The 17,101-nt window shown below is 67.5% G+C and carries 15 protein-coding genes; 4 read left to right on the top strand and 11 right to left on the bottom strand.

Features of this window, described 5'->3' with window-relative positions; genetic code table 11:
* Positions 1-164 precede the first annotated feature (164 nt).
* The 8 genes from guaA to guaB form a co-directional block, all read right to left on the bottom strand.
* A complete protein-coding gene (guaA, locus tag G5S38_RS11700; protein ID WP_165068807.1) occupies positions 165-1,739 on the bottom strand; it encodes a glutamine-hydrolyzing GMP synthase in 1,575 nt (524 codons plus the stop codon).
* The gene (locus G5S38_RS11705) at positions 1,736-2,173 is read right to left on the bottom strand and encodes a DUF3817 domain-containing protein (protein WP_165068809.1); all 438 of its coding nucleotides are present in this window, start codon (positions 2,171-2,173) and stop codon (positions 1,736-1,738) included. Before G5S38_RS11705 ends, guaA begins: the two co-directional genes overlap by 4 nt.
* 4 nt (positions 2,174-2,177) lie before the next feature.
* On the bottom strand, positions 2,178-2,963 hold the full coding sequence (locus G5S38_RS11710; protein ID WP_165068811.1) for an SURF1 family protein: 786 nt from the start codon (positions 2,961-2,963) through the stop codon (positions 2,178-2,180).
* Positions 2,964-2,965: 2 nt separating this feature from the next.
* A complete protein-coding gene (locus G5S38_RS11715; protein ID WP_165068813.1) occupies positions 2,966-4,444 on the bottom strand; it encodes a cation:proton antiporter in 1,479 nt (492 codons plus the stop codon).
* A 2-nt stretch (positions 4,445-4,446) separates the two neighbouring features.
* Positions 4,447-4,980: a cation:proton antiporter regulatory subunit gene (locus tag G5S38_RS11720; protein WP_165068815.1), complete on the bottom strand. Its 534-nt coding sequence runs from the start codon at positions 4,978-4,980 to the stop codon at positions 4,447-4,449.
* 102 nt (positions 4,981-5,082) lie between these two features.
* Positions 5,083-6,831 (bottom strand): glycerol-3-phosphate dehydrogenase/oxidase, encoded by a 1,749-nt coding sequence (locus tag G5S38_RS11725; protein WP_165068817.1) that lies wholly within the window; start codon positions 6,829-6,831, stop codon positions 5,083-5,085.
* Positions 6,832-6,882: 51 nt separating this feature from the next.
* Entirely contained in the window at positions 6,883-8,004 is a 1,122-nt protein-coding gene (locus G5S38_RS11730) for a GuaB3 family IMP dehydrogenase-related protein (RefSeq protein ID WP_165068819.1), read from the bottom strand.
* An 89-nt stretch (positions 8,005-8,093) separates the two neighbouring features.
* Positions 8,094-9,596, bottom strand: a complete 1,503-nt coding sequence (gene guaB / locus G5S38_RS11735) for an IMP dehydrogenase (RefSeq protein ID WP_165068821.1) — start codon at positions 9,594-9,596, stop codon at positions 8,094-8,096.
* A gap of 311 nt (positions 9,597-9,907) precedes the next feature.
* Here guaB and G5S38_RS11740 point away from each other — a divergent pair, with 311 nt between their 5' ends.
* The 4 genes from G5S38_RS11740 to G5S38_RS11755 are packed head-to-tail and all read left to right on the top strand — an operon-like array spanning position 9,908 to position 13,918.
* Positions 9,908-11,164: a branched-chain amino acid ABC transporter permease gene (locus G5S38_RS11740; protein WP_235929039.1), complete on the top strand. Its 1,257-nt coding sequence runs from the start codon at positions 9,908-9,910 to the stop codon at positions 11,162-11,164.
* A gap of 9 nt (positions 11,165-11,173) precedes the next feature.
* Positions 11,174-12,154 carry a branched-chain amino acid ABC transporter permease gene (locus G5S38_RS11745; protein ID WP_165068825.1) on the top strand — a complete coding sequence of 327 codons (981 nt, stop codon included), beginning with the start codon at positions 11,174-11,176 and terminating at the stop codon, positions 12,152-12,154.
* Positions 12,147-13,061, top strand: coding sequence for an ABC transporter ATP-binding protein (locus G5S38_RS11750; protein ID WP_165068828.1), 915 nt, complete (start codon positions 12,147-12,149; stop codon positions 13,059-13,061). Before G5S38_RS11745 ends, G5S38_RS11750 begins: the two co-directional genes overlap by 8 nt.
* Positions 13,061-13,918, top strand: a complete 858-nt coding sequence (locus tag G5S38_RS11755) for an ABC transporter ATP-binding protein (RefSeq protein WP_165068830.1) — start codon at positions 13,061-13,063, stop codon at positions 13,916-13,918. The genes G5S38_RS11750 and G5S38_RS11755 overlap by 1 nt, the downstream gene beginning before the upstream one ends.
* 259 nt (positions 13,919-14,177) lie before the next feature.
* Here G5S38_RS11755 and G5S38_RS11760 read toward each other — a convergent pair whose 3' ends face one another.
* From G5S38_RS11760 to groES, 3 genes are all read right to left on the bottom strand, one after another.
* Entirely contained in the window at positions 14,178-15,479 is a 1,302-nt protein-coding gene (locus G5S38_RS11760; RefSeq protein ID WP_165068832.1) for an ABC transporter substrate-binding protein, read from the bottom strand.
* A gap of 234 nt (positions 15,480-15,713) precedes the next feature.
* Positions 15,714-16,658, bottom strand: coding sequence for an EamA family transporter RarD (rarD, locus tag G5S38_RS11765; RefSeq protein ID WP_235929040.1), 945 nt, complete (start codon positions 16,656-16,658; stop codon positions 15,714-15,716).
* A gap of 87 nt (positions 16,659-16,745) precedes the next feature.
* Positions 16,746-17,042 carry a co-chaperone GroES gene (gene groES / locus G5S38_RS11770; protein ID WP_165068835.1) on the bottom strand — a complete coding sequence of 99 codons (297 nt, stop codon included), beginning with the start codon at positions 17,040-17,042 and terminating at the stop codon, positions 16,746-16,748.
* Positions 17,043-17,101: the final 59 nt, after the last annotated feature.

The following is a 17,101-nucleotide window of genomic DNA, read 5'->3' on the forward strand; positions in this document are numbered from 1 at the left end:
GCCAGATCCCGCCTCACCCTCGTCCCCGACACCGGAACCGAGGTGACCACCGAACCCGCCCTCGGACTCAGCGCCTAACCCCCAAACCGAAGGACACCGCTACACCACCACCGGGGACTTGACCGCGCAAGCGCCGGAACGACCGACTGGAATAGCACTGCGTGCTATTCCCACTCGATAGTGCCCGGCGGCTTGCTCGTCACGTCGAGGACGACTCGGTTGACGCCGGGCACCTCGTTGGTGATGCGGTTCGAGATGCGGGCGAGCACGTCGTAGGGCAGGCGCGTCCAGTCGGCGGTCATCGCGTCTTCCGACGACACCGGGCGCAGCACGATCGGGTGCCCGTAGGTGCGCCCGTCGCCCTGCACGCCGACCGACCTCACGTCGGCCAGCAGAACGACTGGGCATTGCCAGATCTCGTCGTCGAGGCCCGCCGCGCTGAGCTCGGCACGCGCGATCGCGTCGGCCTTGCGCAGCAGCTCGAGGCGTTCGTGCGTGACCTCGCCGATGATGCGGATGCCGAGGCCGGGGCCGGGGAACGGCTGGCGTCCCACGATGGCCTCCGGCAGCCCGAGTTCGCGGCCGATGGCCCGCACCTCGTCCTTGAACAGTGCGCGCAGCGGTTCGACGAGCTCGAACTTGAGGTCTTCCGGCAGCCCTCCCACGTTGTGGTGGCTCTTGATGTTGGCCGTGCCCGACCCGCCGCCGCTCTCGACGACGTCGGGGTAGAGGGTGCCCTGCACGAGGAACTTGATCGCCTCGCCGCCCGCGGCCGCCTCGAGCACGAGCGCCTCTGCCGCCCCCTCGAAGCTGCGAATGAATTCGCGGCCGATGATCTTGCGCTTCTGCTCGGGGTCGGTGACGCCGGCGAGCGCATCCATGAACTGCTCGACCGCGTCGACGGTCACCAGGCGCACCCCGGTCGATGCGACGTAGTCCTCCTCGACCTGACGGCGCTCGTCCTGGCGCAGCAGGCCGTGGTCGACGAAGATGCAGACCAGCTGGTCGCCGACCGCCTCGTGCACGATCGCCGCGGCGACGGCGGAGTCCACGCCGCCGGAGAGCCCGCAGATCACGCGGGCGTCGCCGATCTGGTCACGGATGCGGGCGACCTGCTCGGCGATCACATTGCCGCTGTTCCAGTCCGCGGGAATGCCGGCCGCGGTGTGCAGGAAGTTCTCCAGCACGTTCTGGCCGAACTGCGAGTGCTTCACCTCGGGGTGCCACTGCACCCCGTACAGGCGGCGGGCGTCGCTGGCGAACGCCGCGACCGGGGTCGACGGGCTCGACGCGAGCACCTCGAACCCCTCGGGGGCCTTCGACACCGAATCGCCGTGGCTCATCCACGCGGTCTGCTGCGGGGGCTGGCCGCCGAGCAGGCTGCTGTCGCCGGGCGCCAGCGTCACGGCGGTCGAGCCGTACTCGCGCAGGCCGGTATTCGCGACCTCCCCGCCGAGCTGCTGCGCCATCACCTGGAAGCCGTAGCAGATGCCGAGAACGGGAACGCCCAGCCCGAGGATGCCCGGGTCGAGGGTGGGCGAGTCGGGTTCGTACACGCTCGACGGGCCACCGCTCAGCACGATCCCGGCCGGGTTCAACGCGGCGACCTCGTCGGAGGTGATGGTGTGCGGCACGATCTCGGAGTACACGTTCGCCTCGCGCACGCGCCGCGCGATCAGCTGCGCGTACTGCGCGCCGAAGTCGACGACGAGTACCGGGCGCTGGCTGGTCTCGCTCATGACGCCACCACCGGGGTGGTCGACTGCTCGAGCTGGGCGATCTCGGCCTGTACGCGACGGGTCATGAAGTGCTCCACGATAAAGGACAGCAGGGGGACCACACCGCCGAGGGCGATGGAGATGAAGTAGGAGAACGGCCACCGCATGATGCTCCACAGGCGGAAGTCGGCGAACAGGTAGACCACGTACATCCAGCCGTGCGCGATGAGGATGGCGCTCGAGAGGTTGAAGGCCGTGACGGTGTCGATCGGAACCAGGGCGAAGAAGCCGCCGGGCCCGCCGATCTCCATCTCGAGCTGCAGCGGGGTGTACTTGAACACCATCTCGAAGATCAGCAGCAGCAGAAAGACGCCGGTGATGTACGCGGCGATCCGGTAGAACTTCAATGCTCCCCGAATGCGCGGCAGGTCGGAGACTTTGGGCTTGAGGGGCATGGCCCTAGTTTACGTGCGCCGGTTCGGCGTCGGCTGCGGCTGCGGCGTCGGTGGCAGCCTCGGCCGCCTCCTCCTGCTCGCGTTCCCAGGCATCCTTCACCAGGCGGAACCACATGAACACGGCGAAGCCCGAGAACACGACCCACTCGGCTGCGTAGAACACGTTCAGCCAGTTCACCGAGACCTCGTCGACCGGGGGCGGCGAGTGGATGGTGCCCAGCCCGTCGACCGGCTCGTCGGCGACCAGGTACCCGCTGTAGATACCGCCGTCGGCTTCCCACATGTTCACCAGCGCGGCGGTCGCCACCGTGCTGAACGCGCCGTCCTCGAAGTCGGTCAGCTGCGCGGCCTCGGTGGGCAGGTAGCGGCCGGTCAGCGTCACGCTCTCCGCGGTCAGGCCCTCGGCGATGGATGCCGCCCGCTCACCGGACGCGGTCCACCCGAGCCCCACGGCGAGCGACGGCGAACCGGGCTCATCGGTACGCAGGTGTCCGATCACCCAGTACCCCATGTCACCCTCGTCGAGGCGGTCGCTCACCACCATGAAGTCACCGTCGACGAACTGGCCGGACACCTCGACGAGCTGCCCTCCCGCGTCGTCGCGCATGGGCTGCTGGGGCTCCGCATAGTCCTCGAGCGCGCCCGTGGTCTCGGTCTCGCGCTCGACGACGACGCCGGCCGCGAGCCCGCGGGCGAGCTGCCACTGCCCGAGCGCCGCGAATCCCCCGGCGATGGCGAGCGCCAGCACGAGCAGCGCGATCCATCGCGGGCGACGGGCGATATTCCACATGCTCAGTACTCCGGGTCTCGGGGGCGGGTGGGCTGGGCGTCGGATTGCGCGTCAGCCTGGGCGACGAAGGGGTCGGAGGCATCCGTCCGGTCCAGGTCGTCGAATTCGGCGAGGCCGTCCGCGTCGACGTGGCCTCCCGCCGAGAGTACCGACACTGGCTTGGGGGTGGCTGGCTGCGCGGTGGTCGACGGCTGCGCGGCGCCGGGCTGCGGGGTGGCCGGCGCCGGCGGGGTGGCAGCCGCCGCGGTCGCCGCCTCGACCAGGGCGATGTTCTCTGCGCGCTGGCGGTCGCGTGCAGCATCCGCCAACCTCTTCTTCTTGGTGCCCAGGATGACGCCGCCGATCCTCTCGGAGTTGGCCGCGAGCACCGGTCCACCGATCGACATGATCAGCACGTACAGGCCGGCGAACGGCACGATGCGCTCGTCGAGCCCGGCGCTCAGCGACAGGGTGGCGAGGATCAGCGCGAACTCGCCTCTGTTCTGCAGGATGACGGTCGCGTTGATGCCGGCCTGCACGCCGAGGCCGTTGATGCGCGCGACGAACTGCCCGGCGATGATGTTGAGCGAGACGGTCATCAGCACCGCGAGCAGCACGGGCACCACGACGGCGCCGAAGGTCGTGACGTTGAGTGTCAGCCCGAAGTTGAGGAAGAAGAACGCGCCGAACAGGTCGCGCATGGGCAGTGACAGCTGTTCGATGCGGTTGCGAAAGCGGGTCGCGCCGAGCACGAGGCCGATGAGGAACGCGCCGATCGCGTCGGTGACGCCGAGCAGCTCGCCGATTCCGCCGAACAGCAGGGCGAGGCCGAAGAACAGGATGGTGAACAGTTCGTCGTCCTTGGTGCGGATGAGCCGGGAGACCACCTTGCCTCCCCAGCGCGCGAGGGAGAACATCGTGACGAGGAACAGGAACGCCACCCCGAGCTTGCCGATAACCGGCCAGATCTCGGTCTCGCCGCTGAGCACGACCGACACGATGGCGAGGTAGATCGCGATGAAGATGTCCTCGACGACGGTGACGCCGAGGATCATCGGGGTCTCGGCGTTGGGCAGCCGCTTGAGCTCGATGAGCAGCTTGGTGACGATCGCGCTCGACGACGTCGCGGTGATGCCCGCGATGATGAGCGCCTCGCGGCTGCCCCAGCCGACGAGGAAACCGAAGGCGAAGCCGACGCTCATGTTGACGAGGATGTACGAGCCGCCCGAGATGAGCAGCTTGCCCGCGTTGCTGAAGAAGGCGTCCTGGTCGAATTCGAGGCCGAGGTTGAACAGCAGCAGGATGAGGCCGAAGACCGCGATGAGCTCGATGTTGCCGGATTCGAAGCTCAGCGGGAACCAGCCGGTGTACGGACTCGCGGCGAGGCCGACGATCATGTAGATCGGGATGGCGGGCAGGCCCACCTTCGAGCCGAGGCGTCCGAGGACGTAGGCGATGAGCAGAAGAAGGCCGAGGACGACCAGCTCTTCCCCGAGGTGCACGGTCAGCCGCCGGGCGGGGAGTCGACCGCCGTGGTGACGCGGGCGATCTCGCCCGTGCGGTAGAACGCGAACGCCTTGGCGACCTTCTCGGGCGAGCCAGCGACTACGAGGGTGTCGCCGGGGAACACCTTGAAGTCGTCGGCGGGGGCCGGGTTGGCCGAGCCGCCGCGCACGACGGCGACGACGGTGAGGCCGACGACACCGCGGGAGGCGAGGTTGCCGAGCTCGTGGCCGGCGATGTGGTCGTCGTAGTCGACCGAGAACCAGTCGATGCTGAGGCCGGGGATCTGGTCGAGTCCCTCGATGCCCTCGGTGATGCGGGTTCCGCCGAGCAATTCGGCGAGGGTGTGCGCCTCGTCTTCGTTCAGGCGGAGCGAGACCTTGCTGGCATCCGACCCGTCATCCGCATCGGCGAAGCTGATCAGGTCGCTGAGGCCGGAGCGGTGGGTGATGACGCCGCACTTGCCGCCGTCACCGGTGATGAAGGTGTGCAGCACCCCGACGCCGGGCAACGTGACCCGCCGAACATCGACCATGGGAATCTCCTTCGGCGCTGGTTTCGTGCATCGAGTGCAGAATCCCCAGTCTACCGAGGGCACCCTGCAGGTTTTGTGCCTGCAGGGCGCCGACGGAGGGCGCTACTTGACGGTGATGATGTCGGGCGCCTCGAGGCGAACCCGGTCGGCGGACTCGTCGTCTGGCTGGGTCTGGCTCTCGATCTCGGCGGCGACCCGCTTGAGGTAGTTGCCCACCTCGTTCTCGATGCGCTCCTCGCTCCAGCCGAGCACCCCGGCCATCAGGCGGGCGGCGACCGGGGCGGCGGACACCCCGCGGTCCCAGGCCTCGATCGAGACCCTGGTGCGGCGGGCGAGCACGTCTTCGAGGTGCAGCGCGCTCTCGTGCGATGCGGCGTAGACGACCTCGGCCCCGAGGTAGTCGTCGGCTCCCGGAAGCGGCTCGGCGAGTTCGGGGTTGGCCCTGATCAGGTCGAGGAGTTCGTCGGTCATCGTGCCATACCTGTTGAGCAGGTGCTCGATGCGCACCTTGTGCACGCCGAACGCCCTGGCGATCTTGGCCCGCTTGTTCCAGGCGGCGTGATAGCCCTCGGCTCCGAGCAGGGCGATGTCTTCGGTCGCACTCTTCGGCACCGACGCGTCGAGCGCAGCGACTGCCTCGTCGATGGCGTCCTTCGCCATGATGCGGTACGTCGTCCACTTGCCGCCGGCGACGACCACGAGGCCGGGAACGGCGTGCGCGACGAGGTGCTCGCGCGACAGCTTCGACGTCTGGTCGGATTCCCCGGCGAGTAGCGGCCGGAGGCCGGCGAAGACACCCTCGACGTCGTCCCTGGTGAGCGGAACGGCGAGCACCTCGTTGACGTGCTTGAGGATGTAGTCGATGTCGGCGGCGGTCGCGGCCGGGTGCGCCTTGTCGAGGTTCCAGTCGGTGTCCGTGGTGCCGATCAGCCAGTGGCGGCCCCACGGGATGACGAAGAGCACGCTCTTCTCGGTGCGCAGCAGCAGCCCGAGCTTCGACTGGAAGCGGTCGCGCGGCACGACGAGGTGAACGCCCTTCGATGCGCGCACCTTGAACTGTCCGCGCTCCCCGACCATGGCCTGGGTGTCGTCGGTCCACACGCCGGTCGCGTTGACGACCTGCTTGGCGCGGATGTCGAACCTCTCGCCGGTCTCGAGGTCGTGGGCGTGCACGCCGACGACGCGCTGGCCGACCTTCATGAAGCCCTCGACCCGCACCCGCGAAGCGATGTGGGCGCCGTAGAACGAGGCGGTGCGGGCGAGCGTCGCGCCGTAGCGGGCGTCGTCGACCTGGGCGTCGTAGTAGGTGATGCCTCCGACGAGGGCGTCGTTCGAGAGGCTCGGCACCATCTGCATGACTTGGCGCTTGGTCAGGTGGCGGTGGTGCGGAACCCCGGGCGGGCGGCCGCCGCTGTAGCTGAAGATGTCGTAGAGCAGCATGCCGGCACCGATGTACACGCGCTCGACGACGCGCTTCTTGAGCGGGTACAGGAACCGCACCGGCTTGACCAGGTGCGGGGCGATGCGCTGCAACAGCAGCCCGCGTTCCTTGAGTGCCTCGCGCACGAGGCGGAAGTCGAGCTGTTCGAGGTAGCGGATGCCGCCGTGGACGAGCTTCGACGAGCGCGACGAGGTTCCGCTCGACCAGTCGCGGGCCTCGACCATGCCGACGCGCAACCCGCGGGTCGCGGCATCCAATGCCGCCCCGGTGCCGACGATGCCACCGCCGACGACGAGGATGTCGAGTTCCTTGGTCTTCAGGGCCGCGATGGCCTCTTCGCGTTCCGCCGGTCCGATCTTCGTCGATCGGCTGACCGGCTTCGTGGTGCCGTCCGTGTGAGCAGTGGACATTGGTGCCTCCCAGTTCGTGGAAGCGGCTCGGGGGCCGTCCACATCACAACGCTATCCGACGCTGTATGGAGCGACAACGACCTCTACGCGCTGGAATTCCTTGAGGTCGGAGTACCCCGTCGTCGCCATCGACCGGCGCAGCGCGCCGACCAGGTTCATGCTGCCATTGGCGACTGTGGATGGGCCGAACAGGATCTGCTCGAGCGGGGCGATGGAGCCCACCTCGACGCGGTGTCCGCGGGGCAGTTCGCTGTGGTGGGCCTCGGTTCCCCAGTGCCAGCCGCCGCCCGGCGCCTCGGTGGCGCGGGCGAGGGTCGAGCCCAGCATCACAGCGTCGGCGCCGACCGAGAACGCCTTGGCGATGTCGCCGGAGGTTCCGAGGCCGCCGTCGGCGATGACGTGCACGTAGCGGCCGCCCGATTCGTCCATGTAGTCGCGGCGCGCGCCAGCGACGTCGGCGATCGCGGTCGCCATCGGCGCGTGGATGCCGAGCGCGCGGCGGGTGGTGGATGCCGCTCCCCCGCCGAATCCGACGAGCACGCCGGCCGCGCCCGTGCGCATGAGGTGCAGTGCCGGCGTGTACCCGGCGGCGCCGCCGACGATGACGGGAACGTCGAGCTCGTAGATGAACTTCTTGAGGTTCAGTGGCCGGCCGGTCTTCGAGACGTGCTCGGCGCTGACGGTGGTGCCGCGGATGACGAACAGGTCGACCCCGGCGGCGACGACGGTCTCGTACAACTCCTGGGTGCGCTGCGGGGAGAGCGCCCCGGCGACGGTGACGCCGGCGGCGCGGATCTCGGCGAGGCGCGCGGTGACGAGCTCGGGCTGGATCGGTCGCGAGTACAGCTCCTGCATGCGGCGGGTGGCGTCGGCCGCGGGGAGTTCGCGGATCTCGGCGAGCACGGGCTCCGGGTCGTCGTAGCGCGTCCAAAGGCCCTCGAGGTCGAGCACGCCGAGGCCGCCGAGGCGCCCGATCTGGATCGCGGTCGCGGGCGACACGACCGAGTCCATCGGGGCCGCGAGGAACGGGATGTCGAACTGGTAGGCGTCGATCGACCACGTGGTCGAGACGTCCTGCGGGTCCCTGGTCCTCCGCGACGGCATGATCGCTATGTCGTCGAACGCGTACACCCTGCGGGCCCGCTTCGCGCGGCCAATCTCTACGTCACTCACCCGACAACCCTACCGGGCGCCCCGTTTGCCACCCCGTCATGCCACCGGGGTGTGGTGGGGCGTGGATGCCTCCACCCACGCCCCGCGGATCAGCGGCGGTAGTTCGGCGCTTCGAGCACCATCTGCACGTCGTGCGGGTGCGACTCCTTGAGGCCGGCCGCGGTGATGCGCACGAAGCGGCCCTTCTCCTTGAGCTCGGTAATGGTGCGGGCGCCGGTATAAAACATCGACTGGCGAAGCCCGCCGATCAGCTGGTACGCGACGGCCGACAGCGGGCCGCGGTACGGCACCTGTCCTTCGATGCCCTCGGCGATGAGCTGCTCGTCGCTCGGCACGTCGGCCTGAAAGTACCGGTCGCGCGAATACGAGGTCTTCTTGCCGCGGGTCTGCAGCGCACCGAGCGATCCCATTCCGCGGTAGTTCTTGAACTGCTTACCGTTGACGAACACCAGGTCGCCGGGGCTCTCGTCGCATCCGGCGAGTAGCGAGCCGAGCATGACGGTGTCCGCGCCGGCGACGAGTGCCTTCGCGATGTCTCCGGAGTACTGCAGCCCACCGTCGGCGATGACCGGGATGCCGTGCTCGCGGGCGGCGAGGGATGCCTCGTACACGGCGGTCACCTGCGGAACGCCCACACCGGCCACGACCCTCGTCGTGCAGATCGAGCCCGGACCGACACCGACCTTGATCGCGTCCGCGCCGGCGGCGATGAGCGCCTCGGCTCCCGAGCGGGTGGCGATGTTGCCCCCGATGATGTCGACGTGGGCGAAGCCGGGGTCGGACTTGAGGCGGCGGATGATGTTGAGCACGCCCTCCGAGTCGCCGTTCGCGGTGTCGACCACGATCACGTCGACGCCGGCCTCGGCGAGCGCCGACGCACGCTCCCACGCGTCGCCGAAGAAGCCGATGGCGGCCCCGACCCGCAGGCGACCCTCGGCGTCCTTGGTCGCGCTGGGGTACTGCTCGCTCTTGTCGAAGTCCTTCACGGTGATGAGGCCCTTGAGGCGCCCTTCCGCGTCGATGAGGGGAAGCTTCTCGATCTTGTGCTGCGCGAAGATGGCGATCGCGGAGTCCGGGTCGATACCGACCGGGGCGGTGACTAGCGGGCCCCGGGTCATGACGTCGCGCACGAGCGTCGTCGACTTCTCGAACGGTGAGACGAAGCGCATGTCGCGATTCGTGATGATGCCGACCAGACGCCCGTCGCTCTCGACGACGGGGAGGCCGGAGACGCGGAACTGGCCGCAGATCTCGTCGACCTCGGCGACCGTGCTGTCGGGGGTCGTGGTGAGCGGGTTCGTGATCATGCCCGACTCGCTGCGCTTGACCTGGTCGACGTGCGCGGCCTGGTCCTCTATAGAGAGGTTGCGGTGCAGCACGCCCAGCCCACCGTTGCGGGCCATCGCGATGGCCATGCGCGACTCGGTGACGGTGTCCATGGCGGATGACACGAGCGGCGACGCCACCGTGATGCGTCGGGTGAGCCGCGACGAGGTGTCTGCCTCACTGGGAATGACGTCGGTGTGCCCGGGAAGGAGCATGACGTCGTCGTAGGTAAGGCCGATGAAACCGAATGGATCAGGCTGAGTCATGACTCTCCTTGGATCGCGAGAGGGGTGGGATACTCCGGTGTGCGGCATCGAATCCCGGTGTACCGATCTTAACGGTTTGGCGATCAGGGTATTCCGCAGCCCATAATGAGCGGATGCGTTTGTGCCGCACCCGAAACACCGGGGACACAAACGCTTAGTAACGTCAGTGACGACAACCAGCCTCACACCGGGAGAAGCCCTTGATTCCGGCGGCTTTTGCTCTTGGAGGTTCTGTGCCACTCATGTATCGACGCGCGTCGCCAGTGGTGACCACCATCGCCGCGACCGTAGCCAGTATGATCATGGGCATAATGCTCGCGGTCCTCATGGGCCTCAGCCCCGCGTCCGCGGCGACCTCCCCGTCGCCGGAGCCATCCCCATCGGGTGACTTCACCAGCACCTTCACCATCGGCGGCCTGATCCGCGATGGCGACACCCCCATCGAGGGCGTCGAGGTGCAGGTAGAGGGAGACGGCTTCGACGAGGTCGGCGTGACCGGAGAAGACGGTCGCTGGACCGTTCCGGTTCCCGGCCCCGGCGCCTACACCGCGACCCTCCTGCCGGACACCCTTCCCGAGGGCATCGTTCCGCGTGACCCGGAGAACATCACGCGTGACGTGACCCTGGGCACCACCAACACCGTGAACGTATTGTTCCCCACCGGTGAGGGAACGGTGGTCGAGAACAACATCGCCGACACCATCCTCACCCGCTTCATCTACGGCCTGAACTTCGGCCTGCTGCTCGCGCTCGGCGCGATCGGCATCTCGCTGATCTACGGCACGACCAAGCTGAACAACTTCGCGCACGGCGAGATGGTCACCTTCGGTGCGGTCATCTTCTTCTTCTTCGGAACGGTCATCGGACTCCCGCTCTACGTGTCGATTCCGATCGCACTCGCCCTGAGCGCGTTCACCGGGTACGCGCAGGACGCCTGGCTCCACAAACCCCTGAGAAGGCGGGGGGTGGGATTGGTGCAGGCCATGATCGTGACCATCGGCCTCTCGATCCTCGCCCGCTACGTGATCCTGTTCTTCCTCGGCGGCAACATCTACACGATCGACACCGGCCTGACCGCGACGATCGACATCGGGCCGGCCACCATCACCGTCGCCTCGCTGGTGAGCATGGGCGTGAGCATCCTGATGCTCATCCTCGTCGGACTCTTCCTCACCCGCACGCGCATCGGCAAGGCCACCCGGGCAGTCAGCGACAACGCATCGCTGGCCGCGGCATCCGGCATCAACGTCGACCGCATCATCCGCATCGTCTGGATCCTCGCGGCCACCCTCACCGGCCTCAGCGGCATCCTGTACGGGGTGTTCCGCCAGGTGAACTGGAGCATGGGCTTCCAGATCCTGCTGCTGTTGTTCGCCGCGGTCACCCTCGGTGGCCTCGGCAGCGCGTTCGGCGCCCTGGTCGGCGCCCTTATCATCGGTGTCGTCACCGAGGTATCGACGGTCTGGATTCCCAACGACCTCCGCTACGCCGTCGCGCTCATCATTCTCATTCTCGTGCTCCTTGTCAGGCCCCAGGGTGTCCTGGGCCGCAAGGAACGGGTCGGCTAGGAGGCCATCATGGACTGGGGACAGATTCTCAACAGCGCGGCGGGCGAGCTTCTCAGCCCGGTGACCGCCGCATACGCCCTCGCCGCGATCGGCATCAGCGTGCACTTCGGCTACGCCGGCCTGCTCAACTTCGGCCAGGCCGGGTTCATGGCCATCGGCGCATACGCGTTCGTCGTGCCGATCCTGTCGTTCGACGCTCCCCTCTGGGCGGGCTTCCTCTCGGCCATCGTGTTCAGCATCATCTTCGCGCTGCTGCTGGGTGTGCCGACGCTGCGACTGCGCGCCGACTACCTCGCCATCGTCACCATCGCGAGCGCCGAGATCGTGCGGTACACGGTGTCGACGACCGCGCTCACCGACGTGACCGGCGGCGCCGCCGGCCTCTCCGGCTTCAACAGCGGGTTCAACGCCATCAACCCGTTCCCGTCCGGCACCTACGGCTTCGGCCCGTTCACGTATACGGAGAACCAGCTCTGGGTGCGCGTGTTCGGCTGGTCCCTGGTGATCCTCGCCTCGGTGCTGGTGTTCCTTCTCATGCGCAGCCCCTGGGGCCGTGTCGTCAAGGGCATCCGTGAAGACGAGGACGCCGTGCGCAGCCTCGGAAAGAACGTCTACGCATTCAAGATGCAGGCGCTCATCCTCGGTGGCGTGCTCGGGTCGCTCGCCGGCATCGTCTATGTGCTCCCCCGCGCCGTGCAGCCCGCCAACTACGGCACCACGCTGACGTTCTTCATCTGGACGATGCTGCTGCTCGGTGGCGCCGCGACCGTGTTCGGGCCCATCGTCGGTGCGATGATCTTCGCCACGCTGCTGACGCTCAGCGACGGCATCCTGCGCGGCCTGATCAGTGCCGACATCATCACCTTCATCAGCGGTACACAGGCCGGGCAGATACGGTTCATGATCATCGGAGCCGTGCTGATGGCGCTGGTCGTCTTCAGACCGCAGGGAATCTTCGGTAACAAGAAGGAGCTGTCGTTCAATGTCTGACACCATGCTCACCCACCCCCTCGTCGTCGGCGAGGTGGGGCCCGGCTGCAAGAAGGTCGACCCGATCGTGGTCGCCGACGGCGTCACCCGCACCTTCGGTGGCCTGACCGCCGTCGACGTCGCGCACGTCGAGATCCCCCGCGGCCAGATCACGGCACTCATCGGACCGAACGGCGCCGGCAAGACCACGTTCTTCAACCTGCTGACCGGCTTCGACAAGCCCAACGCCGGAAAATGGAGCTTCGAGGGCCACAGCCTCGCCCGCGTTCCGGCCTACCGGGTGGCCCGCAAGGGCATGGTGCGCACCTTCCAGCTCACCAAGTCGCTCGGCCGGCTCACGGTTCTGCAGAACATGCTGCTCGGCGCGACCAAGCAGCCGGGCGAGAACATGTTCACCGCGCTGTTCAAGCCGCTGTGGAACCGGAACGAAGACGAGATCACCGTGCGGGCGAAAGACCTGCTCACGAGGTTCAAGCTCGACGCGAAGATGGACGACTACGCGGCATCCCTCTCCGGTGGGCAGCGCAAGCTGCTCGAGATGGCCCGTGCGCTGATGAGCAAGCCCGTGCTGATCATGCTCGACGAGCCGATGGCCGGGGTCAACCCGGCGCTGACGCAGTCGCTACTCGGCCACATCAAGGAACTGAAGTCCGAAGGCATGTCCGTGCTGTTCGTCGAGCACGACATGCACATGGTGCGCCACATCTCCGACTGGGTCATCGTGATGGCCGAGGGCAAGGTCGTGGCAGAGGGCCCGCCCGACCAGGTCATGAACGACCAGGCCGTCATCGACGCCTACCTCGGCGCACACCACGACGAGGACCTCGGCGACATGACCGAGTCGAACCCCGTTCTCGAAGCCAAAGAGGCAGCGGCGGCGCACGCCGCAGAAGAAGGCAGGCACTGATGGCCGACACGACCGCGGCATACGCCACCCCCTCCCCCACCGAAACCCGCGAGCCCGTGCTCTACAGCACCGATCTCGTGGCGGGCTACATTCCCGGCGTCAACATCCTCAATGGATGCAACATCTCCGCGTACGCCGGAGAGCTCATCGGCATCATCGGGCCGAACGGTGCCGGCAAGTCGACATTCCTCAAGGCCGTGTTCGGCCAGGTGAAGATCCGCAGCGGATCGATCCACCTCAAGGGCGACGACATCACCGGGCTCAAGGCCGACAAGCTCGTGAGCAAGGGCGTCGGCATGGTGCCGCAGAACAACAACGTGTTCCCCACGCTGTCGATCGAGGAGAACCTCGAGATGGGCATGTTCCAGGCGCCCAAGCTGTTCTCCGAGCGCTTCGAGTTCGTCACCACGATCTTTCCGGAGCTCGCCAAGCGCCGAAAGCAGCGCGCCGGCTCGCTCTCGGGCGGTGAGCGCCAGATGGTCGCCATGGGCCGCGCCCTGATGATGGACCCGTCGGTGCTGCTGCTCGATGAGCCGTCGGCCGGGCTCTCGCCCGTTCGCCAGGACGAGACGTTCCTGCGCGTGCACCAGATCAACCGCGCCGGAGTCTCGGTGATCATGGTGGAGCAGAACGCCCGCCGCTGCCTGCAGATCTGCGACCGGGCATACGTGCTCGACCAGGGCAAGGACGCGTACACCGGGACCGGCCGCGAACTGCTGCGCGACCCCAAGGTCACCGAGCTCTACCTCGGCACGCTGGCCGCCGACGTGGACGCCGACACCAAGGCGCGCGCCGACAGCGCCGCCGGCACCACGACCGGCACAGCGACCGGCACGGCAGGCGTCGCACCGGTGTAGGCACCGCGGCGCCTGGCGCCACCCCGTAACGACAGCGTGCGATCCGTAACGACAGCGTGCGATCCGGTTCGACCGGGTCGCACGCTTCTCGTTGTGCGGGCGCCGCGGCATCCACTCGTCTTCTCGTCTTCTTGACGACACGGGCCAGGATGCTAGCTGCGTCCGCGTGACGTGCGCGACGCCCTCGGGCGGCCGGGAACGCCGAAAGGGCCCGACCTGACGGTCGAGCCCCTCGGGTGATGCTGTGGTGCGGTGGAGGTTACTCCTCGTTCAGGCTGCCGAACTCGGCGTTCAGCGGCGTGTACGTGTTGTCTGCACCGTACTGGTAGATACCGATGTAGGCCTCGGTCGGGTCACCGTTCTCGTCGAAGGTGATGGGACCGGAGGGGCCGTCGTAGTCGATGTCTTCACCGTCGGCGAGCAACGTGAGGCAGTCGGCGAAGACCTCGCACTTGGTGCCACCCTCCGAGACGTCCTGCAGGTTGTCGCGGATCGTGGTCGGGTCGTCGCTTCCACCGGCGGCGGCAGCGAGTGCGGAGAGGATCACGGCGTCGTACGACTCGGCGGAGTAGCTGAAGTCGGTCAGTTCGGGGTCGACCTCGAGCAGGCGAGCACGGAACTCGTCGCTCGCGAAGTTGCCCGGCAGGGTGCCCTTCGCGCCCTCAAGGGTGCCCTCGGGGAACTCGTACGTGTTCGACAGGTTTCCGTCGACGAAGTAGACCTTGCTGCCGTCGAAGCCCTGGGTGTTGACGAGCTCGGGAATGATCGAGCTGGTCTCTGCGAACGCGATGACCGCGACCGCGTCGGGACCGCTGGCGAGGACCTCGTCGACGATGGACGTGAACTGCGTGTCACCGTTGTTGTAGGGGACCGCTGCGCTGACCGTGCCGCCGGCCGCCTCGATCGCCGTGGTGGCGTTCTCGGTGAGGCCGATGCCGTAGGGGTCGTTGATGTAGATGATGCCGACGCTCTCGTTGCCGTCGCCGACCATCAGGTTTCCGAGCACGCGACCCTGGAGCACGTCGCTCGGGGCGGTACGCCAGTACCATCCGTCGTCTTCGTAGTCGGTGAAGTCGGGCGAGGTGTTCGCGGGCGAGATCTGCACGACGCCGGCGCTGATCAGCTGGTCGACGAAGGTGAAGGAGACACCGGATGACGCGGCGCCGACGACGAGGTCGGCGTCGAGGTCGATGAGCTCGGTGGCCGACTGGGTCGCGATGTCGGTGTCGCTGTCACCGGAGTCGCGGTGGATGACCTCGACGTCGTACTCGAACTCGGATTCGCCGATCTCGGCTGCGGCGAGGTCGACACCCGCGAACTCGGGCGGGCCGAGGAATGCCAGGCTGCCGGTCTGCGGAAGGATCGTTCCGACGGTCAGGACGCCGTCTGCGGGACGCGACGACGTGGTCGCGGTGTCCTCTTCAGTCGTGGTGTCTTCTTCAGCAGGTCCGCTGGCGCAGGACGCCAGCAACAGGATGCCGGCGGTGGCCGCGACAACCTTGATTCCTGCCGAGAAGGCGTTCGAGCGGGAAGGCGTCGTGCCCTTCAGGAATGCGCTCATGGTGCTCCTCTGGTGTGTTAAGGGTTTACGGCGCGGAAAGACCGGCCGTTGGTTCAACGTATAGAGCGAAACACCACCGCACAATACGATGCCGTTACAGGCATGTAACGCGACGGAATCGTTACATTCGCATGCACCCTGCGCCGCACGGGGCCTGCGCGCTCGAAAACTGCGGCTACGGCGCTGAATGCAGCGTCGGGTGCAGCGTCGAGAATCGAGGGTGGATGCCGCGGCTCAGGTGAGCTGCGGCGCGATGCGGCGGCTTCCACGGCCGGCGGTGACCATGTCGACGGTCAGCACGACGAGCGCGAGCCACACCAGCCCGAACCCGACCCACCGCTCGGGAGGCATGGCCTCCATCATCACGAACGCGCCGAACGCGAACTGCAGGAGCGGGGCGAGGTACTGCACGAGGCCGAGGGTCACCAGCGGCAGTCGGCGCGCGGCACCGGCGAACAGCAGCAGTGGTATCGCGGTGATGACGCCGGAGCCGACGATGCCGACGGTGTGCCAGGCGCTGACCTGCCCGATGGTGAGCCCCGCGGTGGCGGCGACAACCGACAGCTGCACGACCGCGACGGGCACCAGCCAGGCCGTCTCGAGGGCGAGTCCACTGACCGCGTCGACCCGCGGCCCGATGCGCTTCTTGATCAGGCCGTAGAAGCCGAACGAGAACGCGAGGATGAGCGAGATCCAGGGGAACTCGCCGTACCCGATCGCGAGCACGAGCACCGCGACGGCGCTGATGCCGACCGCGACCCACTGGGCGGGGCGGAGCCGCTCGCGCAGCACGAGCACGCCGAGCAGCACGGTGACGATGGGGTTGATGAAGTAGCCGAGGGCACCCTCGAGCACCCGGCCGGAGAGCACCGCGAGGATGTACACCTGCCAGTTGACGTAGATGAACACGCCGGCGAGCCCGATGGTGAGGGCGAGGCGGGGTTGGCGCACGATCGCGGTGACGCGGCCCCATGACCTGGTCGCGGTCAGCAGCACGGCGCAGAAAACCAGAGAGAAGAGGATGCGCGCGGCGACGATCTCGAACGGTCCAGACGGAACGAGTAGGAGGAAGTAGACGGGGAGAAAGCCCCACAGCCCGTAGGCGCCGACGGCCTGGATGAACCCGGTGCGCCGGGTGCCGATCACCCCGTCGGGCTGGGTTGACGGGGCTGACGGCACTATCGGAATGCTACTCGCCCGAAGGGCCCCGGTAACGACGAAGGCCCGCCGCGTGAGCGACGGGCCTTCGATCTGGAGAACTGGTGACTAGTGCACGACCACGGCGAGCACGTCGCGAGCCGAGAGCACGAGCAGGTCTTCCCCGCCGTACTTCACCTCGGTTCCGCCGTACTTGGAGTAGATGACCTTGTCGCCGACGGCGATGTCGAGGGGGATGCGGTTGCCGTTGTCGTCGATACGACCGGGTCCGACGGCGATGACCTCACCCTCCTGGGGCTTTTCCTTCGCGGTGTCCGGGATGACAAGACCGGAAGCGGTTGTCTGCTCTGCGTCGACCTGCTTGATGACGATGCGATCCTCGAGCGGCTTGATGGAGACCGACACGGTTGACCTCTTTCTCAGTACTAATGAAACCTGGGGTTGGCACCCTCACGCTGAGAGTG

The organism is Marisediminicola senii (genome assembly GCF_011057645.1).
Taxonomy (GTDB): domain Bacteria; phylum Actinomycetota; class Actinomycetes; order Actinomycetales; family Microbacteriaceae; genus Marisediminicola; species Marisediminicola senii.

Bases quoted from the DNA above. Each gene is read 5' to 3' on its own strand.
- guaA (WP_165068807.1), bottom strand. From the start codon at position 1,739: ATGAGCGAGACCAGCCAGCGCCCGGTACTCGTCGTCGACTTCGGCGCG.
- G5S38_RS11705 (WP_165068809.1), bottom strand. From the start codon at position 2,173: ATGCCCCTCAAGCCCAAAGTCTCCGACCTGCCGCGCATTCGGGGAGCA.
- G5S38_RS11710 (WP_165068811.1), bottom strand. From the start codon at position 2,963: ATGTGGAATATCGCCCGTCGCCCGCGATGGATCGCGCTGCTCGTGCTG.
- G5S38_RS11720 (WP_165068815.1), bottom strand. From the start codon at position 4,980: ATGGTCGATGTTCGGCGGGTCACGTTGCCCGGCGTCGGGGTGCTGCAC.
- G5S38_RS11725 (WP_165068817.1), bottom strand. From the start codon at position 6,831: ATGTCCACTGCTCACACGGACGGCACCACGAAGCCGGTCAGCCGATCG.
- guaB (WP_165068821.1), bottom strand. From the start codon at position 9,596: ATGACTCAGCCTGATCCATTCGGTTTCATCGGCCTTACCTACGACGAC.
- G5S38_RS11740 (WP_235929039.1), top strand. From the start codon at position 9,908: ATGCTCGCGGTCCTCATGGGCCTCAGCCCCGCGTCCGCGGCGACCTCC.
- G5S38_RS11745 (WP_165068825.1), top strand. From the start codon at position 11,174: ATGGACTGGGGACAGATTCTCAACAGCGCGGCGGGCGAGCTTCTCAGC.
- G5S38_RS11750 (WP_165068828.1), top strand. From the start codon at position 12,147: ATGTCTGACACCATGCTCACCCACCCCCTCGTCGTCGGCGAGGTGGGG.
- G5S38_RS11755 (WP_165068830.1), top strand. From the start codon at position 13,061: ATGGCCGACACGACCGCGGCATACGCCACCCCCTCCCCCACCGAAACC.
- G5S38_RS11760 (WP_165068832.1), bottom strand. From the start codon at position 15,479: ATGAGCGCATTCCTGAAGGGCACGACGCCTTCCCGCTCGAACGCCTTC.